Genomic DNA, 22786 nt, shown 5'->3' on the forward strand with positions numbered 1-22786 from the left:
ATAAGTGGGAGATTAATCCTCCACCGGATTCGCTATTTGCTCTGCATTCCACTTACCTTCATGAATCGCTGAATTGACGTCTCTTCTTGGTAGCCAATCCATGGTTTCAAGTTCTGGTTTATCTTTGAAGTGATCAACGTAACCAATACACAGGTACGCCACAATATCGATGTTTTCAGGGATATCTAGTGCGTCTCGCAGTACTGAATCGTGGAGAATGCTCACCCAACCTAACCCAAGGTTTTCAGCTCTTGCCGCGAGCCACAAGTTTTGAACCGCACATACGGTGCTGTACAGATCCATCTCTTGTTTGATGGTTCTGCCTAAAACTACTTTTCCGGTTCGGTTTCGGTCGCAAGTCACGCAGATTCCGATAGGTGATTCAACAATACCTTCAAGCTTTAATCGCTTATACATCGTCTGCTTTTCATCGGTGAACATTTCCGCTGATTCGGCATGAGCCTTATTAAAACCGGCTTTGATCTGTTGCTTAGTTTCGATATCACGGACAACGACAAAATCCCAAGGCTGCATAAAGCCAACGCTAGGAGCATGGTGCGCAGCGGTTAACACACGCATCAACACATCTTCAGGGATCTCATCAGGAAGAAACTGTCCACGAACATCTCGGCGAGAAAAAATCGTTTTATATACTGCATCGCGTTCATTTGGCGTAATTTCCATACATCCCTGTCTTATCATCGTCTTATTGAACCAGTATTATCCAACTAAAGTGTGTATGTTGCTAGGGCGTGTTGACCTTTCGTGGTTAAATTTTGTTCGGATGGGGACGCCTAGTCAAAAGCGTTTTAATCGCGGCGAGGGAGAAGTAGCCTAGTCATTCTAAGCAAATCTCCCTCAACAAAGAGTAAAACGCTTTTTGCGGGGGCGCCCAGCTCGAACCCTTCAGGCAGCGTTTGCTGGTCATTTCTACTACGTTATCGGCTTCTCATGTAGGCTAGCTACACATCAAAGCCTCTGCCTTGTATAAATACCCAGCAACTCGCTGCAAAAATTAGCTCGAAAGATCAACATGCCCTAGTAGTACACAAGCAACATGGTAGAATGCCGCCATTAATCTTATCCTTGTATAAGATTGTTAAACCTTTCCATCGCTATTTAGCCAAATCATACCGAGAAACTTATGCCATTTTCCAAGCTTGGATTAAGCTCACCTATTGTTAAAGCCGTTGCAAAACAAGGCTATGAAAAGCCAACCTCTATTCAAGAAAAAGCAATTCCGATTGTGCTTTCTGGTAAGAACCTTATTGCGGCAGCACAAACAGGTACAGGTAAAACTGCGAGCTTTGTTCTCCCTATCTTAGAAATGCTAAGCAAAGGTGAAACGCAGCGTAAAAAACGTATCCGCGCAGTTATCCTGACGCCAACGCGTGAGCTGGCAGTTCAGGTTGAACAGAACATTACTAAGTACGCGAAGTTCCTAAACCTAACATCATTAGCGATGTACGGTGGCGTGTCTTACCAACACCAGAAAGATCGTCTTATTGAAGGCGTCGATATTCTTGTGGCAACACCAGGTCGTTTGATCGATATGTACGGACAACGTGCCGTTCACTTTGATGAAGTTGAAGTTCTGGTTCTAGATGAAGCTGACCGCATGCTAGACATGGGTTTCATTGAAGATATCAACAAGATCATCGCACGTCTACCACAAGACATCCAAAACCTACTTTTCTCAGCAACGCTTTCAACACCAGTGCGTGCGCTAGCGAAAAGTGCAATCAGTGAAGCGGAAGAGATTTCGATTGCCAAGACTGATGCGTCTAAAGCGAACATTGAGCAATGGTTGGTAACAGTAGATAAAGACCGTAAGTCAGCACTATTGAGCCACATGATTACCGAAGGCAACTGGGACCAAGCGCTTATCTTTATCGAAACCAAGCACGGCGCTGCTAAGTTGGTTGCTCAACTTGAGAAACGTGGTATTCAAGCAGAGGCTTTCCATAGTGGACGTAGCCAAGCGATTCGTGAAAAAATCTTGGCTGACTTCAAGAAAGGTCGTCTAAAGTACTTAGTCGCGACGGGTGTTGCTGCTCGTGGTATCGATATCGACAACCTAAGCCGCGTAGTGAACTACGACATGCCTTTCCCAGCAGATGATTATGTTCACCGTATTGGTCGTACCGGCCGTGCTGACGCATCTGGTGAAGCGATCTCTTTCCTATCGAAAGATAACTTCAAAAACCTGTGCATCATTGAAAAGCGTCTGGGTCACTTGATTGAACGTCGCGTTGTTGAAGGTTTTGAACCACGCAAAGAAGTGCCAATCTCAGTATTGAACTTCGTTCCTAAGAAGAAAAGAGAACAGCAACAAGACTAAGTAATTTCAGCGACAGAAAATGCAAAGTTGCATTAACCAAAAGAAAAGTCGCGTTAGCCAAAATGAAAATAAAACGAAGCCCTATGTGGCTTCGTTTTGTTCTTTGAAATACATATAACGTTGAGGCAATAAGATGATCACTCCTATCGCAACGAGATTAACCCGCGGCCAAGACCTAAAGCTTGAGATCCAAAGGTTAGTGACCACACACAACATCTTTGCAGGCTCTATCGCATCTTGTGTCGGTTGTGTCTCTCAACTCAACATTCGTTTAGCTAATGCGAACAACACCAAGCTCGTCCAAGCTCCGTTCGAAATTGTGTCTCTTATGGCGACGCTAACCCCAAACCACCAGCATGTTCATATATCCGTTGCTGATGAAAATGGCAATGTGATTGGTGGGCATTTGCTTGAAGGAACAATAATCGCAACCACGGCTGAACTGATCGTTCACCGCTACGATGCTTTGACCTTCAACAGAGAGCATGACGATTCGACGGGGTACACTGAGCTTGTTATCGGCACTAGCAAATAACTGATATACCCATAGCGACACCAAACGCCCCATATAAAGCGATACTACCAAACAGCAATTAGGAAACACGATGGCTTCAAACTCCGCAGATTCCGTTATCGTTCTCGATTTCGAAACCACAGGCTTATCACCCAATATGGGCGACCGAGCGATTGAGATCGGTGCAGTTAAACTCGTTAACGGCGAAGTCGTCGACACCTTCCAGCAGCTCATGAACCCAGGATTTCGCGTTAGTGGATTCATTGAAAGCTACACCGGCATTACTAACCGTATGCTGAGCACCGCGGCCAGTTGCAGTGAAGTGATGGATGAGTTTGCAGACTTTATCCAAGGCAGTCAGCTTGTGGCGCATAATGCATCGTTTGATAAACGCTTTCTCGACGCAGAATTAGACGATATAGGGCGTGATTACAACGGACAGTTTGCATGTTCGATGTTGATTGCTCGTCGGCTAATCCAAGATGCACCAACCCATAAATTGGGCGACCTAGTTCGATTCAAGCGCATAGATAACGACGGCACTTTCCACAGAGCATTAGCCGATTCAGAAATGACAGCAAGGTTGTGGTTATTAATGATCGATGAGCTGCAGAGTGACCACGGTATTCAACAGCCGAGCTTCCAATTAATGCAGAAAATATCGAAGACAGCCAAAGGTTCGATTCCAAAACTACTGATGAGTAACAGGGGTTAGGTTCCGAAATTCACCTTAAAGTGTGGTGAAAGGCTAGCTTGACAATAACCGCTAGCCTTTAAAAGGAACGCACTAGTCTTGCAATGACTTCAATGTTCCTTTAAGGCTTTCTAACTCATTCATAAAATACGCCCACTGCTTGTTACTGCTGGTCGCAGCGATATCAACTAAAAACTTGGCTGATGTTCCCATATTTTGGTCAAGCTGCGGCTCAAGTTCAGCAGGATAATAAGCTTCATTGTTTAAAAGCAACTTCATAATAATTGGCTGAGCAATATGCAGGTCGCTCTTCTTTGCCATCAGCGTCGTTAGCTCTTGATAGGTGTTGTTTTGATATTGTCGCCAGCTATTATTGGTGTTTACCCACTCTTGAGACCAAGCCAGAATAATCTGTTTTTGTTCTTTCGACACCGAACCTAACCACCGCTCTGCCCGCTCTTCTATTCTAGTTCTGTATCGCTCTCTCGAATCTTCATCGTTCAACGACAACCTTTCTTCATAATAGTCTTGTTGCTTTTCACGAAAGTTCTTTAAAAACTCTCTGTCTTGCTCAGGGCTAAGCTGCATACTCAAGGCGTAAATATCTGGAGCGAACTTATTGACGATTGAGCGAATATGCTCTTTAGTTTGTTCACTTTGACCCACAATAAAAGCGGGGTTCATATCCGACCGATCTACGTTTTGAATCGCTTCTAATTGCGAGATATACAGAGGTAGCTGAGTTTCTTTATGCCATTTCTGCAATATATCTAATCGCTCTTCAAGCTCGGATTCTTGGCTATTTGAGAGGGAGACAAAATCTTCTATATAGCTAACAACAAACCACCCTATATTGTTATAGGCGAATTTCGTCCCGCACCCAGTAAATAGAAAACAGATCACTAAAACTAACCACCGGCACTTTCTCATTCTACCCTCTCACGACATTCAACAAAGCCACAAACCGATTAACTCATTCCATTAAGGTTAGCCCAGTTCTTATAACGCTAATTCTAGCTCTTATAAAAGTAGCCTTAATAAACAGTGGTCGTAAAAACTTTCAGATAAATTGAGACCCAGACTTGCTAATCTAGCTATTTAGGCAAATGATTAAACTAAAAATAATTAACAGCAGTGATGTAACTTGATTTTTATTACTCATTTGACGTAATACGACCCTTTAAAAGAGTTAGGGGAACGTATTTTCAAATGATTGATATTTGGGAGGGAAGCTATGGCCGCTATTCCTGATCATACAAGCGATTTAGAATATGAGCTTTGTTATTTTGACGATGGATCAATAACCACAATCACGATATTGGTTCACAATCGACAGGAAGCGATGACTTGGTATCTTAGCGAAGGAAAACATATCAACGATCTTTATTCGATAAGACCCGATGAATAATGCTTTGGTATAGAGAGCTAGGTCGATAAACCTAAGAGAAGAAACTTGAGTGGCATTTTGTGGAACACCCTTTACTGCAATGCCATTAATTAGCAATGTCGCTAATTAGACATATCGCAGCAAAGGGATTCAGTCTCGAATTACTTCAGGATTCGGGCGCGGAATTGACGACCCTTCATTTTACCTGATTCGATTTTGTTCAATGCTTTCTTAGCCACAGATCTTTCTACCGCTACGTAAGCACGCATTGCAAACAGATTGATCTTACCTACTGATTTACCATCAATGCCGCCTTGGCCCGTCAGTGCGCCAAGAATATCACCAGCACGAAGCTTAGCTTTCTTACCGCCATCAATCTGGATGGTAACCATGTTCGAGTAGTACGGCTTAGCAATTGGTTTTGCTGGCAGTTCAGATGGCTCGATTGGCATGTCCATGTACTCATCGATTTGAGCAACACGGTACATCTCTTTTTCGCTAAAGAAGCTGATCGCTACGCCTTTGCTTCCTGCACGACCAGTACGACCAATACGGTGTACGTGAACTTCAGGGTCGCGAGACAATTCAAAGTTGAACACAGCATCTAGGTTATCAACATCAAGACCACGAGCCGCAACGTCTGTCGCCACTAGAATCGAGATGGTTTTGTTTGAGAACTGAACCAAAGCTTGGTCACGTTCACGCTGTTCCATGTCGCCATGAAGTTCGATAACACTGAAACCGCGGTGGCTTAGCTCGTCGTTTACGTTCTGCACTTCTTTCTTAGTGTTACAGAACACAACCGCAGATTCTGGTTGGTGATGAAGTAACAGCAACTCTAGAGCGTCATCACGAGCTTCAGAACCTTCTAACTTGTAGAAGTGTTGTTGGATGCTTGAGTGATCGTGTGTTGATTCAACCTTCACCATTTCTGGGTTACGCATGATGCGGTCTGCAACAGATTTGATCTGTTTAGGGAAAGTCGCACTGAATAGTAGAGTTTGGCGTTCTTTTGGCGCCGCTTCAATCACAGCATCCAAAGCGTCTTGGAAGCCCATTTCTAGCATGCGGTCAGCTTCATCTAACACAAGTGTGTTCAGCTCAGACAGATCAATACGACCTTTCTCTAGGTGATCCAAAATACGACCAGGTGTGCCCACAAGAATGTGTGCGCCATGCTCTAGTGAACCAATCTGTGGGCCCATTGGCATACCGCCACATAGTGTCAGCACTTTAATGTTGTGAATACCACGAGCAAGAGTACGAATCTCTTTTGCTACTTGGTCTGCAAGCTCACGAGTCGGACATAACACTAAAGACTGAACACGGAAACGCTTAACGCGTAGGTTCTGCAGCACGCCTAAACCGAAAGCAGCTGTTTTACCTGAACCCGTTTTACCCTGACCGATAACGTCCTTGCCATTTAGGATAGTAGGAAGACTTAACGCTTGGATAGGCGTCATTTCAGTATAACCAAGAGAATCTAACGTATTTAGAAGCTCTGGTTTAAGGGCGATTGAAGAGAATTTTGAAGTGCTCAATGGAAATATCCAACTGGTGAAAAACAGAGTGCATTATGAGTGTTTTTGAAAATTATTCCACCTTAATCACAGTTTTGGAGAAACATGTTAGGTGAACACAAAAAAGCCAGCTTTGTTAGCTGGCTTTGACTTCTATACGAATTGCTTTCTATGGCACACCGTGACCTTTAGATGCAACCCATACGCGATACCACTGTTCGCGCGTCAGCTCGATTTTTAGTGCATCAACCGCAGTCTTCACACGCTCAATCTTACCTGAACCAATAATCGCGATCGGATTAGACGGTAAACGACGAACCCAAGCGTAAATCACTTGATCAATGCTGTCTGCACCCACTTCTTGACGAATCGCCTCTAGCTCATCACGAACACGAATTGCTTGCGCGGAATCGCCACTGAAGATGCTACCACCACCGAGACAAGACCATGCCATCGGGCGAATGCGGTTCATCTGTAGTTGATCTAGCGTGCCATCATGAGCCACTTCAAAGTTCAATGGGTTGATTTCAACTTGGTTGGTCACTAACGGCTTACCGAGTCGAGATTGAAGCAGTTCGAACTGACGCGGTGAAAAGTTAGAAACACCGAAGTGCTTAACTTTACCTACTTTGTGTAGCTCTGCGAACGCTTCTGCTACTTCATCAGCATCCATTAACACGTCTGGGCGGTGAATCAACAATACATCGATATCGTTAACACCTAAGCGCTCTAATGAATTATTTACTGATTGGTAAATATGCTGCGCGCTGGTGTCATAGTGATTGATCTTGCGATCAGGAGTGTGGTCACCACATAGGTTGATATCGCACTTGGTGACGATTTGAATATCATCACGAAGGCTTGGTTCAAGCGCTAACGCCTCACCAAACAACTTTTCACATTGGTAGTTACCGTAAATATCCGCGTGATCAACAGTTGTGATGCCAAGATCAATATGTTGCTTCAGGAAAGTCAGGCGTTGTTGCTGGGTCATGCCCCAATCCGCTGTACGCCAGTATCCTTGCACCAGCTCAGAAAGTTCTGGGCCTTGTGGCGCTATCGTTACTCTTGCAACCATGGGTTGTCTCCTTTATCAATACTGAACGTATCCTAAGCTCGTTTTACCGAAGGCTCAACGTATAACAAATGGCAAAGGTAAACGCTTATTAAAAATGTGAGAGCCGCAGAAAAACGAACACTTAAATAAATTATAACTTGCTGTCTTCCCGTGAGCCATTCTCCTGAAAGGCTTGTTTAGCCTAATAAATAACGAAACTATCTATAAATTCGAGCAATTAAAAACGATTAAGTTCAACTGTTAAGTTGGCACCATCACTATGTAACTGGACCCAAGGAGAAACAGATCTAGAAGAAGATAAGCTAGGCACATTCCATACACTCAGTTGCTCTGCTGAACCGTGAGGCGCATTGATAAATTCGACCAGCTGTTTATCCACCTTATCGAAACCAACACCTTCATTTCGAGCTTGTTCGAGTTGAGCTGTAACATCGAATTCATCTTCACCAATACGAATTGAACTGAGAGCAAAGCCATCTTGGCGAAGGTATGACTGAAGCTTTGTGTAACTTAGGTGCGAATATGGCAGGTTTAAGCGAACTGTTTCGACGCTTGAGTCACCCAACTCCAGTTCAACATAAACATCCAGATCATAATATTGGGTTAAGTCACTGCACAACAGCGTATCTTCGATCTCACCACAATCCATCAAGTCGATATCGTTAATATAGTTTTGAGAATTCGGCAGACTTGGGCTGCTGTTAAATACTGTTCTTAGCCACCAGCTTTCGGTTGCTTGCGCTGAAAATGAAATAGCATTGAGGGACAGCATTAGAGGCAAGATTAGAACTTGAAAGATTTTCATCGACTGGGCTTATTTAGCGCTATATGAAGTGTCCATTATACGTGACCAATCGACAAACAACCGCTCGAGTCGCAAATTTTAGGCGAAAAAAAACGGGCATACATGCCCGCTAGATAAATTCATCACCGAATAACGTAATCCGTCACGTTGAGAACCATTACGAAAGAGAGGATATCACTCTCCCACAACAGTTACAATACATCGTACCCATTACTTATAGCCACCTTCAATCGCAGGCTCTTCAAGCGACAATCTCACTTTGTTACGTTGAATAGCTTCTGGCGGTAAACTGATGAAACCGTATTGGTTCAACACGCCTTGATGATAAGGTAACTTCTATGCCGTTATACTTAACATCACAAAATACATTCAATGAATGTGTCATAATGTTGAAATTGCTGGTTAAATTTCAAGGAATGTCATGACTGCAACGAACTATCTCAACCAATTGAATCAAAAGTATCTTGCGACTCATAAAGCGAAAGAAGACTTCTTTTGGGATACATATATGGGTATCAGTGACGACCACGATGGTTCGACACTCGCGCAGACTCAGTGGACAGAATTTCTTAGCTCTGCCGAACAGATTGCTGCTATCGAAACGCAACTTGCTGCTATCGATGAAATTCAAGATCCCCTAGAAAAAGAGAGTACGCTAACAGGCTTGAATGGTTGGTTAGCGACCTTTAGATCTCACGCTATTGAGTCTGAACAGTCACAGAAGCTTAAAGCCGATCTCATAAAGTTTGAGGCTGAACTGTTTGAGAAGAAACAGAATCATGTGATGACTTACGTAAATGAAACGGGTGATGAAACAGAAGGATCACTGCCCGTTTTAGGCTCAGCCGTTAGAAGTAATGGTAATGAGCAAGTTAGGCTTTCTGCACACCAAGCACTATTAGATTTAGAGCAATGGCTGCTGGCTAACGGCTTTATTGAGCTGATCAAAAAACGTAACCAATTTGCTCAATCACTGGGTTTTAAAACCTTCTTTGATTACTCGGTGGTTAAAACCGAACAGATGACGACAGAGCAACTGTTTACGATTCTTGACGACTTCGAAGCTCGTACACGCGATAACCATCTGCAAAGTCTAGCCAATTTGGCAGAGCAGAAAGGCGAGAATGCACTTCAAGCCCATAACTTTACCTACTCTTTTGCTGGTGACGTTATGAATGATCTTGATCCTTATGTTCCATTCTCAAAGTCACTTCGACGCTGGATTGAATCTTTTGGTCGCCTCAACATCGAATACTCTCAAGCGACATTAAAATTGGATCTGCTTGATCGAAAAGGTAAGTACCCTAATGGTTTCTGCCATGGTCCTATCCCTTCTTTCTACGACCAAGACACTTGGGTAGCGGCTCAAGTTAACTTCACGAGCAACGCAAAGCCCGATCAAGTTGGCAGCGGTTATGATGGCATCAATACACTATTTCACGAGGGTGGTCATGCAGCACACTTTGCTAACGTAAAAATGAACGCACCGTGTTTCTCTCAAGAGTTTGCACCAACCTCAATGGCTTATGCCGAAACGCAATCCATGTTCTGTGACAGCTTGTTGAATGACGCCGATTGGCTCAAACAATACGCGCTTAATGCAGATGGCCAAGCAGTACCTGACGAGTTAATCAAAGCCATCATCGATAACAAACAACCCTTCAGAGCTTATCAAGAACGCAGCATTTTAGTGGTTCCGTATTTCGAGCGAGCACTTTACGAATTGGCGGATGAAGCTCTGACACCGGAAAAGATCACTGCTCTTGCTCGTAGCAGTGAGAAAACGATTCTTGGATTAGCTTGTAGCCCTCGCCCATTAATGGCGATCCCGCATCTATTGTCGGATGAAGCATCTTGCGCGTATCAAGGCTACCTGCTGGCTCATATGGCGGTGTATCAAACTCGTGCGTATTTCACCGATAAGTTTGGCTACTTAACGGATAACCCAGAGATCGGCCCTTTGTTAGCTAAGCACTATTGGCATCAAGGAAACAGCGTGAATCATAATGGGACAATCGAAAGCCTGACTGGGGAAGGTTTTAATGCCAAATACCTCGCTGACGAGTGTAACTTATCGCCAGAGGAAGCTTGGGCGATTGAGGAGCAAAAAATCAAACAACTGTCGACAAGAGAACGTGCACCAGTCGCGGATTTGAATGCGAAGATATCGATCGTTGATGGGGCTACCGAGTTAGCAAATAATGACAAATCAAATCATCAGATGTGTGATGAGTTTGAGCAATTCATTGTTGGGCAATACGGTCGATAGCGGGTGCTGAGCATCTGTAACCAAGGTTGAACCAAAACTCAAACGAAAAAAGGACGATAGTTTATCGTCCTTTTAGTATTCAGCTTTGGATTTATTCCGTGACACATGCCGAGCAAGTTTCAGTATCAAACTCAACATCAACAGAATCAGCACTTCGCAATGATTTTCGATGAATGCCAAATACTTGCCCCGTCAAAACAATATAAAACTTCTCTGTTTTGAGTAGACTCCAAGCTTCATCAAGAGATTCAGCATAAACCTTATTCTTGAGATCTTGTGGGCGAGTACCTGCGACTCTTCCATGTTTACGCGCCAATTCAAATAATCCATTACGATTCGGTTTACACATAAACAGGGTATCATTTCCATAGATAACACCCTTGGCTGTAATGCTTTTAATCATTACATTTCTCCAGATAATAATTTCACTCGTAGCACTTGAGTGACAAACCACATATCAATCTGTGGATGCTTACACTGCAAAAAGAAGAGAACATGGTGTAACGACCGGGCAAGCTATTACACCATTACCATCAAATGTCTTAGAAGTTCTTAAGAGGTCAAGTTCTTAGAAGTAGTAGTAAGCCGCTGCAAATACGTGTGTTTCTTCGTCGTATTGTGCGCTAGTTGAACCAATGCGCGCACCATCGATGTCTTGCTTGATATCGATACCCATGTCAGCGTTGTCAGCGATACGGTACATTGCCGCGATGTTGATGTAAGAAGCATCTACATCTGCTTGGCCATCAAGTTCATTGTTGCTAAACGCGTAACCTGCTGCGATTGTTAGGTCTTCAGAAACTTTGTAACCACCTGAAACGTAGTAGCCTGTGTTCTTAGCAGAATCACTCTCTTCAATCCAAGAGTTCATACCCAGTTTAAGAGCACCAACCTTCACGTTACCTGTTACTGTGTAAACTTCGTAATCAGCATCGTCATCACGAGCTTCATAACCTGCGTATAGGTTGAATACCTCTTGCTCTAAACCGATGTAACCATTAATGCCTTTATCCGCATCATTATGATCATCACCTGTTTCAAAGTAAGAAATACCGTAAGCGATACCGCTTGTCGCACCTTGGAATTTAACAACATTGAAGCCATCAGAAGCATCACCAGCAGAAGCGCCAAACTCGTAAGTGTTGTCGCCTGCGCCATCCACTTTATCTAGCGCTGTGTCGTTTTCCCAACCGAATGAAGCAATACCATAGCCAGTATCGAAACCTAACCATGCTTTATCTACATCTGTTGCTGGACCAGTATCAATACCGTTTGTCCAACCAGCTGTTGCTGCGTCATTCGCAGATACGTTGTTGTCTGTCGTGTAGTTCACCATTAAGTCAGTTTCGAAGTAACCAACAATACGGTTGTTACGGTAGTTAACTGCAAGAGTAAGGCCTGTTGCCCAGTCATCGTAGAACGCTTTAGAACCAGTATCGTAGTAACCACCAACACCGAAAGAGCCTGATACTGAGAATTGATCTTTGTGCATTGAATCGAATGCAAACATGTCTTCGTTTTGGCTGTTTTGGCTGCTTGTGCTTACAGCGAAAGCTGAACTTGAAATGCTCGCAATCGCAAGTGCTACTAATGTCTTTTTCATGATAACCACTACCTATATATATTGATTCGGCCTTGTTAGTCCGGCCTTTTGGAGTGGCGCTATTGTTCAAAAAAACACGTTATTGATATACCGTAAATTTACTGAAAATTTTATAGCTTTGGTGAATTTCATGAAATAAGAATATATTAATGTGTCGTTTATATTGAAAAACGTAATCCGAGTGTAAAGCCGATATCGGTGCTGTTATCCATATTACGGATGTTCTCAATCATCAGCGCTTCGACTGCGAGTTGATTGAAGCGGTAGCGATAACCCAAAACGACCTCATTAGAAGGTTCAGAAAAGTCCGGGTCATTAGTCGCCCAGCCTTGGTAGTTGAGAGACTCAATCAATAAGCTATGGCGTTGATTCAACCGATACTCATACCCAATCGCCCAACTTGCGCTGAAATTTTCAAGACTAACGACATACACATCGCTATCTCGATGCACAACACCAATAGTTGAAAAAACACTGTGTCTTGGGGTGATATAGCTGTAGTTAAGCTGAACGCCTTGCTCAAAACTGGTTCTCGCAAACTGCCCACTTCTTACATTGTTGTAAAACAAAGAGCCACCAGCAGAGAACGACATTAGCCCCCTCGAATAAAGCAGAATCTCATTGTAGAACGTCAGCGCGTTGGTTAAATCATCACCTTCAAAATCAGATACGTGCATACCTGCATTATGAAAATCCATGGTGAACTGATCTTCCGCCACTTCATCACGCCCGTTTTGTCCAATGCGAAACAAGTCATGAAACCCCATCACAAAACTGTCTAAACCATTATCTTTTGCAGTCAAAACTCGGTAATCCAGCTCAGTTTTCCAAACAGGTGAAGCTTGCCACTGAACCGCAATATTTGACTGGTTTTGATAATAGTCGAGCGAATACGCACTCGTGTGCGCCCAAATACTGGCCTGAGTATAAGAAGACTTGAACTCAATGGTGCCCACTCGATTAGGTTGAGCGGAGCGAAGTTGTGTTGAAAGTACATTTGAATGAATGGGTGACTGAGCATACACAAACATTGGAGAATTATTTGCGTGTGTAGTCGGATGAAAAAAGCTCAACATAGAGACTGAAATAGGCAGTAACGTCCTCAAACTTTTCACAGTGTTTACTCGGTTATAAAAACGCCCGATTTTATTAAAAAACACCGTTCAATTAATGCAGTAGATGTACTGCTTATCGCCTCTCCACATAGAACTAAGAGTTATAAAAAACTTTAGATTAGAACCTCTGATATATATAAGAATCTTATCTTGCACTGAGCGACTCGAACGAATATCTTCTGTGCATTGATGAAATGAATGTATCTATAAAGGAAAAATGTGTCTGCTTTAAAGCTAAGTTTTGAACAACTGTTAATGAAACAATCGACATCTCTCATTAATAGCGATCCAAAAAACTTTCAAACAACTTGGTCCGAAGCAAGCTTTGATGTACTCGATTGGTTTGGGATTGATCGTTTGACACTCTACCCTAATTCAATGGTCTTACTTGAAGAAGGAAAAACGTGTTCAGTTTCCAAAGCTCACATACCTCCTGTCAATATAAAAAGCTTAGTCGGCGGTAACTACCTCGATTACCTCAAGCTTTTAAAAACCAATGAAACCTACCTTGCTTTTACCAGCAACGAACTCGTTTCAAGCAAAAACTATGTGTTAAAGAAACTCTATAAAGAAGGGGGAAGATGGCACTGCATCATTCCTTTGCAGCTCTTTAACCAACGCTGGGGGGCGTTGTCTTTTACTAACTTTCACGACAACGATACTACCTTCGACCTCGAAGACATCCAGCGCTTAAAATTAGTCTGTGAACTTTGGCTCTGTTATTGGCAACATTCAACGTTAGCCAGAACACTAAAGCAAAACGAGAACTTGTTAGAAGATGACAGTGAGAAGCTATTGTTGCTCACCAAAAAGCAAACCAAGGTTCTGGCTCTAATTGCTCAAGGATTTAGTGCAAAAGAGTGTGCTGATAAGCTTCACTTAAGCTCACGAACCATTGAGTCGCACAAATACCGCATGTTAGGTTTGCTGAATTTAAACAGCCACAATGACCTGATTCAGTTCGCCTTACGCAATGGTTTGGGGATTGCAGAGAACATACACACGACACGTTAGAGCAAGTTGTTCGATGCCCTTCTGCTGTTTATATCTTAAGGTTAGATGTTTCTTAAGCTCAACTTTTCTTAAGCTCAATCACGCACGCTACTCATTGCCTTCACTCAGAGCAAATTTGATTTCGTCTGAAGAGAAACCCTTTCGACTTAGCATCGCGTAAGCCTTAGAGCGTTCTTTATGATCGTTAAGGTCATAAGACTTCTTCTGCAACTGTTCTAAACACGAAGAATAGAAATCTAGCTGCTCTTCATTAATCAATCGGTCGATGAGCGATGACAGCTCACTGGTGTCGATTTGTCGTTGTCTAAGGTCTTGCTGAATGGCGGTTAGACCCTTGCCTTTACGAGCATACTTGAGCACCTCTTTTTCCAAATCGGCTTTCTCGGCCTTAATTTGAATATTACTTTTCAGTTGATGTGCTTGTGGGTGTTGGTCAATCGCTACCTTAACTTGTTGATAGCTAAAACCACGCTTTTGCAGTGTCGCGACAAGCTTTTCACGGCTCATGGTAAAGCTTGAGTAGTAGTGGTTGATTCGGTCTATCAAGATGGTTTGTTCATCAATAGACTTTTCGAAGGACACTTTATGGATTGCATCAGAAATCACTGAATCGGTCAGGCCTTTCTTCTTCAATTTTTCGACAATATATCGAGAACCGAATTCACCAGAAAAAGCTTGTTCCACGAATTGTTCAGCAAACACTTGGTCAGACTTGAGATACCCAAACCCTTTCAAAGTATTCAACGTTTCATCGATCCATTCTTGATTGTCGGTTTTCACTTTTAGCTTCGCAATCAACTCGCTTTCCGTCATATCTCTCTGGGTTAAATGCCACATCGCAGAGTTCATAACACTTTCAATTCGTGTTGCTTTTCTTACCGTTGTGTTTCTACTATTCGTTTTTTGCTGTGAATCATTCATTCGCTTTCAACTGTCCAAACTAAGCCTACCTCATCATAACTTAATTCTAAGGCGGTTGAGTGACATAAAAGAATGAAGATCAACATAAGCGGCAGCCAATAAAAATGGACGCTTATTCAACGTCCATTTGATATCACATTAAGAAATCTACTCTTAGACGAATTAACTCTCTTCGTGATTGTAAATATGCACATCTCGTTGAGGGAATGGAATCGTAATGCCTTCTTCATCGAAGCGTTTCTTCACGGTTTCCGTCACATCCCAATACACATCCCAGTAATCATCAGTCTTAACCCAAGGTCGTACTACGAAATCAACTGAAGAGGTATTCAAGGTATGGAGCTTGATCATATGCTCTGGTTTTTTTAACACTAGAGGGTGCGCAAGAATGATGTCGTTCAATACCGCTTTCGCTTTATCGATATCATCTGAGTAACCAATACCGAAAACCATATCAACACGTCTCACACGTTCTGCCGTGATGTTGTTGATCACGTCACCCCAAATCTTGTTGTTCGGAATCACCAAGCGCTGGTTGTCGATGGTTTGAACGGTAGTCGACACTAAGCTCATGTCTTTTACCGTGCCTTGCACGCCCGCCACTTTAACCATGTCACCTACGTCATAAGGACGGTAGATCAAGATCATCAAACCCGATGCAAAGTTAGATAGTGTGTCTTGCAATGCGAAACCAATGATGACACCCGCCACACCGAAACCAGTAAGAAGTGGTGCTAGCTCTATCCCTATTTGAGACAACGCAATAAGCAAACCAATAAACACGACCGCTTTAGATGCGATGGATACAAAGAAGTCCTGCATCAATACGCTGAAGTCCATTTTAGAGTGCGAAACACTCTTACGAACGGTTTTGCGAGCCACGTTAGCAATAAGGCGAGTTACATACAAAATACCGAGAAACAGAGCAAGTTTAACGATAAAAGAAGGGGTATTTTCAAAAGCCCATGAACTGAACGAACGAAGCCAACCATCCAACAGCTCCAGTGCAACATCAACATCCAACACATCGGCGTTAATGTCACCTGTCGTCGCTAGCAAAACACGTTTGTACGAAGTCACATCCACGCCAAACGGTTCCATTAGCGTGATGGTTTCTTCTAAGCTCGCGACCATAACGCTAGTGCGCTCGCTGAAACGCTCAAGCTCCTTTTTAATCGTCGCTTTCTCTTCTTCATTCACAAAAGACAAACGCGCTTCTAGATCTTGTCGCTGTGTGTCTGTGTAAAGAATGGCATTAGTCAGGTATTTAGAACGAGCAATTAACGCCGTTTTAAGTTCACCTTCAGGAACAGCAACATCAACACCACGCTCTTTCGACCAATTTAAGGTCTTAGCAAGCTGCTGATAATAGACATCCATCATTCCGATTCGTTTTTGAATACGCAACTCAAGGCGTTTTTTAGCGTCACCCTCAGCGGAACGGTTTTCTTTACTCATTGAAACGATTTTAGTTTCATTCAACGACAGCAATTTTTGTAGCAGTTCGACCTGCTGAGCAAGAGTGACATCCAGCCCCTCTTTTTTATCTGACGATAGCTGTGAAAAAATCTCTTCGCGTAGGCCCTGGTTCTTACGCCTTAAGATATCTTCAAGAAAGGGTTTTTCAGCATCATGCGCCGTTTCTAATGTTGCTAGATCGAGCATTAACTGATCTTGTACTTCTGCGATTTTATCAACGCTCTGCGCATAACTTCCAAATGCGACAAACGCCAACATTAACAATAGACAACGCCAAACCTTCATCATATTAATTCCTATTACTGTCTAAATTGACCCTATAAATAGTAGTAAAAAGAATATGGATAACAAGCATTTAAACGTATGTTATGTTAAAAATTCGCAAATTATCAGCCAGCTTCTAATATTTGAGAGTTCCAATCCCCTCTTATGACCTGTAGAGTACGCATCCAACAAAGAACAACGGCCAATATCTTCATTTGGGCACATGCACTAAAGCGCCCTAAATACAATGTTGGCTCACAGCAAGAGAGCATAAAAATGAACAACGAACTTGATATTATTGAGTCTCTAGAAGAACTAGAGCAATTCCTAATTTCAGTAGAAGCTGGCGGTTTAGGCCTTGAAGGCGTCGAAGGTGTAGGCATGGCAACCAATAATTCAGATGGTCGTCACTTCGTTGCTGTATTCAACAGCAGCCACAAAGTTCTGCTTGCTCGCTGGATCACCAAAGAAGTGTTTGATAACGGTAAAGACTTGGTACGTAACGGCCCTCGCCGCACTCACTAAGCCTTTCCAATAACACCAATGATTAAAGCCCAACACGTTCAACGACGACCTGTTGGGCTTTTTTGTATCGCCTGATAATGAATAAACCACGCGATACAGAATAAATTAGCGATAACTTTCAGTTGCGGTGAACTTTAGCTACAGCTCAATGTCGTATTCGCGTGAATTGGTGTTTATGCATCGTTTATCGTGTATCTGCGGTTTCCCGCGTTTATAGATAGTTTCACTTTAACCATTTTATGACTTGTGGCGCGAAGAGAACTTATCTAAGCTAGCCACAATTCAACGAGCTCGCTTTAACGACTAACAAATTTGATTACTGACTAATTTGCTGAACACATCGCTACTTTTCTTATCCACACAGAACCGCCGACAAAAGCATTCACTTTGGGCGCTCTTCCTTACCGGACTGGTTATCGTAACTTGTCTGGCAAGCACTCTGGCCGTCAAGAAAGTATCGTTATCTGCATCCGCTAATGGTCAATCAGTCCTTGTTGGCGCGCAAACTCATACTGAAACCAGTAATCCTCAAACCGACATCGCTTCTTCAGAAAAAATGGCTGCTCTATACGCCAGCGTTTTCGGCTTAGAAGCCTCAAAAATGTTAACGTCACCCAATTCAAGTTCATGCAGCCTGAGTTCGAAAATGCTGACCTTTGCCGCCCCAAAAACCGGCTGGCTGATCCCATTCGTACTTATTATTGCTGTTGCATTTAACTTACCTCCCCACATATCGAGATTATCTAGAGACAATCATCGATCTACTCGACCGACAAAACACCGATTGCATCTAAAGCACTGTATATTTAGAGAGTAAATAACCGGGCTACTACACCCTTTTATTTATTTTTTGGAGATACATTTGTGTACAACACACTACTAACTAAGTTTGTCGATTCATTGGCATTCTCTATGCGTACATGCGCGAAAACCTTAGTCACTGCCCTTTTGGTTATGACGTCATTTACCGCCTTGGCACAGACAACGGGATGGCTTAGTGTCCCTGAGCATCCACCTGTTAAAATGCGAATGATGTCGACGGGTGAACAGTCGGATGACGGCTCTAAGATCCAAACCGTGCTCGATGTCGTGCTCGACGGCGACTGGAAAACCTATTGGCGCAGCCCAGGCGAAGGTGGTATTCCGCCAAGCTGGGACTGGTCTGGTTCAACAAACATTGAGTCAGTAGAGTGGCACTGGCCGATACCTAAGTACTACGAGCAGCTTGACGTCATGACGTTAGGCTACAAAAAACATGTCAGCTTTCCTGTCACGTTAACCCTGAAAGACAACATGAAGCCTGCAATATTCAGGGCGTCGTTTACCTTTCCGTCGTGTACCAATATCTGTGTGTTAACCGATTACGATATCGAACTGCCGATTGACCCGCAAACTTTAGCGCTCGATGAAGAAGCGATGTTCTTGTTCAACCAAGGCATGAGCCAATCTCCAAGAGAAGCTAATCGCACTTCGGTCAATGGTCTATTTTGGGACAAGAGCAAGCAGCAACTGGTTACTCAGCTGACGAGTAAAGATGGCTGGGATAAGCCGATGGTGTTGATTGACGGGCAAGAAGTGATTGATGACTTCTTCTCTCAACCAAGCGTCCACATCACAGACAATACAATGACGGCCGTATTTGATGTGAGCAACTGGATAGGTGAAGTCGACTTAACGGATCGCACCGTTAGTGTCACCGTTGCAGACACTAATTTTGCCGAAGAGATGACGGCTCAAGTTGGCTCAGAACCGATCGCTTACCAAACAAGCAACAACGGCTTTCTAGCAATGATTGGCTTTGCTTTAATTGGTGGTTTGATCCTCAACATCATGCCATGTGTGTTACCAGTATTAGGAATGAAATTAAACAGCATCATTCAAAACCAAGGTGCATCTAATCGTCATATTCGACTCTCATTCTTAGCTTCTGCTTCAGGTGTCATTACATCATTTGCGCTGTTAGCCCTAGGTATGACCGCTCTAAAAATGGGTGGTAATGCGATTGGTTGGGGAATCCAATTCCAAAATGTTTGGTTCATCGGATTCATGCTGATCATCACTTTGCTGTTCTCAATTAACCTGCTTGGGTTATTCGAATTCAGACTACCATCAGGTTTAAACACTTGGATGGCAACCAAAGGCGATGACTCACATTCAGGCCACTTTGTTCAAGGCATGTTTGCAACGCTGTTAGCAACGCCATGTAGCGCGCCATTCCTAGGAACCGCTGTCGCGTATGCACTCGGAGCAAGCTACCAAGAGTTATGGGCTATCTTCATCGCGCTTGGTATCGGTATGAGTGCGCCTTGGTTGATCTTTGCGCTATTCCCAAGCCTAACCAAATTGCTTCCAAAGCCTGGGGCGTGGATGTTCAAAGTTAAGCTGATATTTGGCTTAATGATGTTCATTACCAGCCTATGGCTAACAAGCCTCCTGAGCCCATTCATTGGTAAATTCCCAACTATCCTGCTGTCACTATTTATCGTGATTTCAGTATTGATTTGGATTGGCCGTAAGTTGGGTCGCAAGGTGCTTATTCCTATCGTCGCAACCACAACCTTGGTGTTTGGTGCTGCATTGATCGTCGGTAGTGTCACCGCTGATAACTGGGCGACTCCGATTGTTGACGATCTCGCTTGGCAAAAGCTGGATGCGAAGCAAATCCCTCAGCTCGTTGATGAAGGAAAAACGGTGTTTGTTGATGTAACTGCTGATTGGTGTATCACCTGTAAAGCCAACAAGATCGGCGTCATCCTTCAAGATCCTGTCTACAGTCACCTACAGCAAGAAGACATTGTTTTGATGAAAGGTGATTGGACAACACCAAGTGAAAGTGTCACTCAATACTTACAAAGTAATGGGCGATTTGGTGTGCCATTTAATATCGTTTACGGTCCGAGCTATAAAAGCGGTATTCCACTGCCTGTCATTCTCAACAGTGACACTGTCGTTCAAGCCATCGACGCTGCGAGATAACTGATGAAGACTCCCAACAATGAAGATAAATCTAGCACGACTGAAGACAACGCTGTAAAGGGTGAGGCCAAAAAGCCAAGTCGTCTTAAGAAGTGGGGAAAGGAACTGGTTTCAATGATATTGATCGTTGGCGTGGTTTCATTTGCCATGGACTTTTATCACAGCAGAAGTATGCCTCAGGGCGATGCGATTCCAATTGTGGGTCAATCGCTCCAAGGCGAAGATATTGATGTTATCGAGCTAAGCAAAAATGGTAAGCCAGTCATTGTCTATTTTTGGGCGACTTGGTGTGGTGCCTGCAAATTTGTAAGCCCAACTGTCAATAGCTTCAGCGATTCCCATCAGGTGGTTTCGGTCGCTCTATCGTCTGGTCCAGACGAACGTGTCCAGCGCTACTTGGATGCAAAAGAGTATGACTTCCCTGTTATCAATGATCTTTCTGGATCAATCAGCAGAAGTTGGGGCGTTAATGTCACTCCAAGCATCGTCATCATCAAAGACGGAAAGATCAGCAGTATCGCAACAGGCGTTACTTCTCCTATAGGGCTGTGGTTAAGAACCTACTTTGCCTAACTCGCTCACAAAGAAAAACAGAGCAAAGCTAAGTCAATAAACCGACTCAGCCAGTTTAACAAACAATATTAATGTGAGCGCAACCCAATAAGCGCTCACGATTATCACGAATTAGAGAAAAGACAATATGAAAAAGCATCTGATAAGCGCACTGATTTTAGGCTCACTAATGAGTACTAATGCCTTCGCAGAATTAAACAAAGAACAAACTCAACAACTTGAAGAAATTAATCAATTCCTGAAGGAAAACCCATCGACGATCTCTGGATTGCATACCAGTTTAGAGCAGTACGTAGCAGGTCAAGAGCAAGCGAAGAAAGCCCAAACGGAAAGCCATGATTGGTTATACAACAATGACGCTCACCCGATCCTTGGCAATCCAGATGGCAAATCGGTCATCGTTAATTTTACCGACTACAACTGTCCTTTCTGTAAGCGTTTAGAAAAAGGGTTAACTCAACTCACCTCTGAAAATAGCGACATTAAGGTTATCAATGTCTACTTATCATTTAAGCAGCAACAGGTTTCGGGTCTAAACACCAACGCAGCGCTATACGCGATGAAAGTATGGAAAGATAATCCAGAAGCGTTCCCTGAAGTAGACCGACTATTGATGGCGAAAAGCGGTAGCCACACAAAGTCGTCACTGCAAGCTGTAGCCAAGAAGACGGGAACAGAAGCGCAACTAGACACCACCACAGAACAAAGCAACACACTAATGACCAACCACCAAACCTTTAGCGCATTGGGTTTAACTGGCACACCAACATTAATGATGAACGGGCAGATCTTACCGGGATACGTGCCTTACGACCGATTAAAAGAGATCGTCGATGACGCTTTTTAATCGAGTTTAGTTAGAGATAAAAATTCGAACGAGAAGTAATAAAAAGCCGACTCGCGTAACTCGCAGTCGGCTTTTTTATGAGCTTAAGATAATGTTTTCAATATTATTTTTGAAACAGAAAAACAGTCGAAGTGTCACTATCTTGCAATGGATTCTTAATCTAGCCTCGCTACTCTAAAAGCAGTTCTCTCGATAAGTCCAAGACGTGCTTACTCTAGACAACTGTCCTTTGACCGAGCCTAGCTCGGTCTTTTTTTTACGTGTTTTAGATAGCAATACAGTGCATTAACACGGAAACGTCCACCGGCTGAGCCTTAACTTAGCAAGCGACAAACAAGCGCACCCGGCTCCCTTAACGCATCCACGTTGTAGCTAAGGACACGTCCAGCGGACGGCGCGTGATAACGGCGACACTCATTACCAAAAGCGTCATATTGAATGGCCAATAAATCATCTTGTTCTACGCTCTGTAGAAGCTCTACCTGCGGCAATACGAAACCACCAATATCAGCGCGGATAGAAACCACATCATTACCCTCTATCCAATCCATACTCGGCAGTTGCATTTTCTCGGGATGATTTATTTCAACCTCGAACATTTCATAATAAGACAGCATGTTAAAAACACCGTCTACCGCTCGTTGAATCATGTCAGGCTGAGTAAATTTCCCCATCCCAACTTCCACCGTGATGCTCGGAATTCCACTTCGATTCCAAACTGTTTCTAAAATACCTGGGTCGCCAGGGTCATTCAGAACACAATCGGGCTGCATCAGCCTCGCCATCTCCAAACATTGTTCTATGCGGTAATCAGCAAACACGTAAAGTGGGTAGACTGCGCCACGAGTTTGAGTGTGGAGA

General features: G+C 43.4%; 22 protein-coding genes and 1 pseudogene. 10 read left to right on the forward strand and 13 right to left on the reverse strand.

Annotated elements, in window-relative coordinates:
• Window positions 1-12 precede the first annotated feature (12 nt).
• Window positions 13-684: a 5,6-dimethylbenzimidazole synthase gene (bluB, locus tag IQQ51_RS18610; protein WP_193841792.1), complete on the reverse strand. Its 672-nt coding sequence runs from the start codon at window positions 682-684 to the stop codon at window positions 13-15.
• Between the two features lie 460 nt (window positions 685-1144).
• On the opposite strand from bluB, the gene IQQ51_RS18615 reads away from it, so the two are divergent.
• The 3 genes from IQQ51_RS18615 to IQQ51_RS18625 all read left to right on the forward strand — a co-directional run bounded on the left by IQQ51_RS18615 (window position 1145) and on the right by IQQ51_RS18625 (window position 3570).
• Complete coding sequence (locus IQQ51_RS18615) at window positions 1145-2341, forward strand: DEAD/DEAH box helicase (protein WP_017064352.1); 1197 nt, start codon at window positions 1145-1147, stop codon at window positions 2339-2341.
• A gap of 133 nt (window positions 2342-2474) precedes the next feature.
• A complete protein-coding gene (locus tag IQQ51_RS18620; RefSeq protein WP_193841793.1) occupies window positions 2475-2876 on the forward strand; it encodes a PPC domain-containing DNA-binding protein in 402 nt (133 codons plus the stop codon).
• A 70-nt stretch (window positions 2877-2946) separates the two neighbouring features.
• Complete coding sequence (locus IQQ51_RS18625; protein WP_048609695.1) at window positions 2947-3570, forward strand: PolC-type DNA polymerase III; 624 nt, start codon at window positions 2947-2949, stop codon at window positions 3568-3570.
• Window positions 3571-3642: 72 nt separating this feature from the next.
• On the opposite strand, the gene IQQ51_RS18630 is transcribed toward IQQ51_RS18625, so the two are convergent.
• Window positions 3643-4479, reverse strand: coding sequence for a DUF6279 family lipoprotein (locus IQQ51_RS18630; protein ID WP_193841794.1), 837 nt, complete (start codon window positions 4477-4479; stop codon window positions 3643-3645).
• Between the two features lie 304 nt (window positions 4480-4783).
• Here IQQ51_RS18630 and IQQ51_RS18635 point away from each other — a divergent pair, with 304 nt between their 5' ends.
• Window positions 4784-4957, forward strand: coding sequence for a hypothetical protein (locus IQQ51_RS18635; protein ID WP_017071599.1), 174 nt, complete (start codon window positions 4784-4786; stop codon window positions 4955-4957).
• 140 nt (window positions 4958-5097) lie between these two features.
• Here IQQ51_RS18635 and dbpA read toward each other — a convergent pair whose 3' ends face one another.
• From dbpA to IQQ51_RS27355, 4 genes and pseudogenes are all read right to left on the reverse strand, one after another.
• On the reverse strand, window positions 5098-6477 hold the full coding sequence (dbpA, locus tag IQQ51_RS18640) for an ATP-dependent RNA helicase DbpA (RefSeq protein ID WP_017064348.1): 1380 nt from the start codon (window positions 6475-6477) through the stop codon (window positions 5098-5100).
• Between the two features lie 148 nt (window positions 6478-6625).
• A complete protein-coding gene (locus tag IQQ51_RS18645) occupies window positions 6626-7534 on the reverse strand; it encodes an aldo/keto reductase (protein WP_193841795.1) in 909 nt (302 codons plus the stop codon).
• A gap of 217 nt (window positions 7535-7751) precedes the next feature.
• The gene (locus IQQ51_RS18650) at window positions 7752-8339 is read right to left on the reverse strand and encodes a hypothetical protein (RefSeq protein WP_193841796.1); all 588 of its coding nucleotides are present in this window, start codon (window positions 8337-8339) and stop codon (window positions 7752-7754) included.
• Between the two features lie 210 nt (window positions 8340-8549).
• Window positions 8550-8663: pseudogene (locus IQQ51_RS27355) on the reverse strand (phosphate ABC transporter substrate-binding protein); the annotation flags it as partial.
• A gap of 97 nt (window positions 8664-8760) precedes the next feature.
• On the opposite strand from IQQ51_RS27355, the gene IQQ51_RS18655 reads away from it, so the two are divergent.
• Window positions 8761-10608, forward strand: coding sequence for a M3 family metallopeptidase (locus IQQ51_RS18655; protein ID WP_061038043.1), 1848 nt, complete (start codon window positions 8761-8763; stop codon window positions 10606-10608).
• A gap of 91 nt (window positions 10609-10699) precedes the next feature.
• On the opposite strand, the gene IQQ51_RS18660 is transcribed toward IQQ51_RS18655, so the two are convergent.
• The 3 genes from IQQ51_RS18660 to IQQ51_RS18670 form a co-directional block, all read right to left on the reverse strand.
• The gene (locus IQQ51_RS18660; RefSeq protein WP_061038042.1) at window positions 10700-11011 is read right to left on the reverse strand and encodes a hypothetical protein; all 312 of its coding nucleotides are present in this window, start codon (window positions 11009-11011) and stop codon (window positions 10700-10702) included.
• Window positions 11012-11176: 165 nt separating this feature from the next.
• A complete protein-coding gene (locus IQQ51_RS18665; RefSeq protein WP_050650902.1) occupies window positions 11177-12211 on the reverse strand; it encodes a porin in 1035 nt (344 codons plus the stop codon).
• Window positions 12212-12369: 158 nt separating this feature from the next.
• Window positions 12370-13287 (reverse strand): DUF3187 family protein, encoded by a 918-nt coding sequence (locus IQQ51_RS18670; protein ID WP_416222617.1) that lies wholly within the window; start codon window positions 13285-13287, stop codon window positions 12370-12372.
• A 258-nt stretch (window positions 13288-13545) separates the two neighbouring features.
• Between IQQ51_RS18670 and IQQ51_RS18675 the strand changes: the two genes are divergently transcribed.
• Window positions 13546-14340, forward strand: a complete 795-nt coding sequence (locus tag IQQ51_RS18675; RefSeq protein ID WP_048610743.1) for a response regulator transcription factor — start codon at window positions 13546-13548, stop codon at window positions 14338-14340.
• A gap of 87 nt (window positions 14341-14427) precedes the next feature.
• On the opposite strand, the gene IQQ51_RS18680 is transcribed toward IQQ51_RS18675, so the two are convergent.
• Window positions 14428-15261, reverse strand: a complete 834-nt coding sequence (locus tag IQQ51_RS18680; RefSeq protein ID WP_059017399.1) for a RecX family transcriptional regulator — start codon at window positions 15259-15261, stop codon at window positions 14428-14430.
• Window positions 15262-15423: 162 nt separating this feature from the next.
• Window positions 15424-17028, reverse strand: coding sequence for a mechanosensitive ion channel family protein (locus tag IQQ51_RS18685; protein WP_048609710.1), 1605 nt, complete (start codon window positions 17026-17028; stop codon window positions 15424-15426).
• 252 nt (window positions 17029-17280) lie between these two features.
• On the opposite strand from IQQ51_RS18685, the gene IQQ51_RS18690 reads away from it, so the two are divergent.
• The gene (locus IQQ51_RS18690) at window positions 17281-17529 is read left to right on the forward strand and encodes a hypothetical protein (protein ID WP_017062732.1); all 249 of its coding nucleotides are present in this window, start codon (window positions 17281-17283) and stop codon (window positions 17527-17529) included.
• Window positions 17530-18057: 528 nt separating this feature from the next.
• On the opposite strand, the gene IQQ51_RS18695 is transcribed toward IQQ51_RS18690, so the two are convergent.
• Window positions 18058-18282 (reverse strand): hypothetical protein, encoded by a 225-nt coding sequence (locus IQQ51_RS18695; RefSeq protein WP_228012990.1) that lies wholly within the window; start codon window positions 18280-18282, stop codon window positions 18058-18060.
• A gap of 159 nt (window positions 18283-18441) precedes the next feature.
• Here IQQ51_RS18695 and IQQ51_RS18700 point away from each other — a divergent pair, with 159 nt between their 5' ends.
• The 3 genes from IQQ51_RS18700 (at window position 18442) to IQQ51_RS18710 (ending at window position 21925) form a co-directional block, all read left to right on the forward strand.
• The gene (locus tag IQQ51_RS18700; protein ID WP_193841875.1) at window positions 18442-20505 is read left to right on the forward strand and encodes a protein-disulfide reductase DsbD family protein; all 2064 of its coding nucleotides are present in this window, start codon (window positions 18442-18444) and stop codon (window positions 20503-20505) included.
• Between the two features lie 3 nt (window positions 20506-20508).
• Complete coding sequence (locus tag IQQ51_RS18705; RefSeq protein WP_050620580.1) at window positions 20509-21078, forward strand: protein disulfide oxidoreductase; 570 nt, start codon at window positions 20509-20511, stop codon at window positions 21076-21078.
• 127 nt (window positions 21079-21205) lie between these two features.
• Window positions 21206-21925 carry a DsbA family protein gene (locus IQQ51_RS18710; protein ID WP_193841798.1) on the forward strand — a complete coding sequence of 240 codons (720 nt, stop codon included), beginning with the start codon at window positions 21206-21208 and terminating at the stop codon, window positions 21923-21925.
• A 314-nt stretch (window positions 21926-22239) separates the two neighbouring features.
• Here IQQ51_RS18710 and IQQ51_RS27360 read toward each other — a convergent pair.
• Window positions 22240-22786, reverse strand: a 547-nt coding sequence (locus IQQ51_RS27360) for a succinylglutamate desuccinylase/aspartoacylase family protein (protein WP_228012992.1), incomplete at its 5' end; no start/stop codon positions are given.

Source organism: Vibrio sp. OPT18, assembly GCF_015163615.1.
GTDB classification, from domain to species: Bacteria; Pseudomonadota; Gammaproteobacteria; order Enterobacterales; family Vibrionaceae; genus Vibrio; species Vibrio coralliirubri.

Coding starts and splice junctions, on each gene's coding strand:
- IQQ51_RS18685 (WP_048609710.1), bottom strand. CDS start 17,028: ATGATGAAGGTTTGGCGTTGTCTATTGTTAATGTTGGCGTTTGTCGCA.
- IQQ51_RS18705 (WP_050620580.1), top strand. CDS start 20,509: ATGAAGACTCCCAACAATGAAGATAAATCTAGCACGACTGAAGACAAC.
- IQQ51_RS18690 (WP_017062732.1), top strand. CDS start 17,281: ATGAACAACGAACTTGATATTATTGAGTCTCTAGAAGAACTAGAGCAA.
- IQQ51_RS18670 (WP_416222617.1), bottom strand. CDS start 13,287: ATGTTGAGCTTTTTTCATCCGACTACACACGCAAATAATTCTCCAATG.
- IQQ51_RS18645 (WP_193841795.1), bottom strand. CDS start 7,534: ATGGTTGCAAGAGTAACGATAGCGCCACAAGGCCCAGAACTTTCTGAG.
- IQQ51_RS18700 (WP_193841875.1), top strand. CDS start 18,442: ATGCGTACATGCGCGAAAACCTTAGTCACTGCCCTTTTGGTTATGACG.
- IQQ51_RS18625 (WP_048609695.1), top strand. CDS start 2,947: ATGGCTTCAAACTCCGCAGATTCCGTTATCGTTCTCGATTTCGAAACC.
- IQQ51_RS18680 (WP_059017399.1), bottom strand. CDS start 15,261: ATGAATGATTCACAGCAAAAAACGAATAGTAGAAACACAACGGTAAGA.
- IQQ51_RS18630 (WP_193841794.1), bottom strand. CDS start 4,479: ATGAGAAAGTGCCGGTGGTTAGTTTTAGTGATCTGTTTTCTATTTACT.
- IQQ51_RS18635 (WP_017071599.1), top strand. CDS start 4,784: ATGGCCGCTATTCCTGATCATACAAGCGATTTAGAATATGAGCTTTGT.
- IQQ51_RS18665 (WP_050650902.1), bottom strand. CDS start 12,211: ATGAAAAAGACATTAGTAGCACTTGCGATTGCGAGCATTTCAAGTTCA.
- IQQ51_RS18655 (WP_061038043.1), top strand. CDS start 8,761: ATGACTGCAACGAACTATCTCAACCAATTGAATCAAAAGTATCTTGCG.
- IQQ51_RS18660 (WP_061038042.1), bottom strand. CDS start 11,011: ATGATTAAAAGCATTACAGCCAAGGGTGTTATCTATGGAAATGATACC.
- IQQ51_RS18615 (WP_017064352.1), top strand. CDS start 1,145: ATGCCATTTTCCAAGCTTGGATTAAGCTCACCTATTGTTAAAGCCGTT.
- IQQ51_RS18650 (WP_193841796.1), bottom strand. CDS start 8,339: ATGAAAATCTTTCAAGTTCTAATCTTGCCTCTAATGCTGTCCCTCAAT.
- IQQ51_RS18710 (WP_193841798.1), top strand. CDS start 21,206: ATGAAAAAGCATCTGATAAGCGCACTGATTTTAGGCTCACTAATGAGT.
- bluB (WP_193841792.1), bottom strand. CDS start 684: ATGGAAATTACGCCAAATGAACGCGATGCAGTATATAAAACGATTTTT.
- IQQ51_RS18620 (WP_193841793.1), top strand. CDS start 2,475: ATGATCACTCCTATCGCAACGAGATTAACCCGCGGCCAAGACCTAAAG.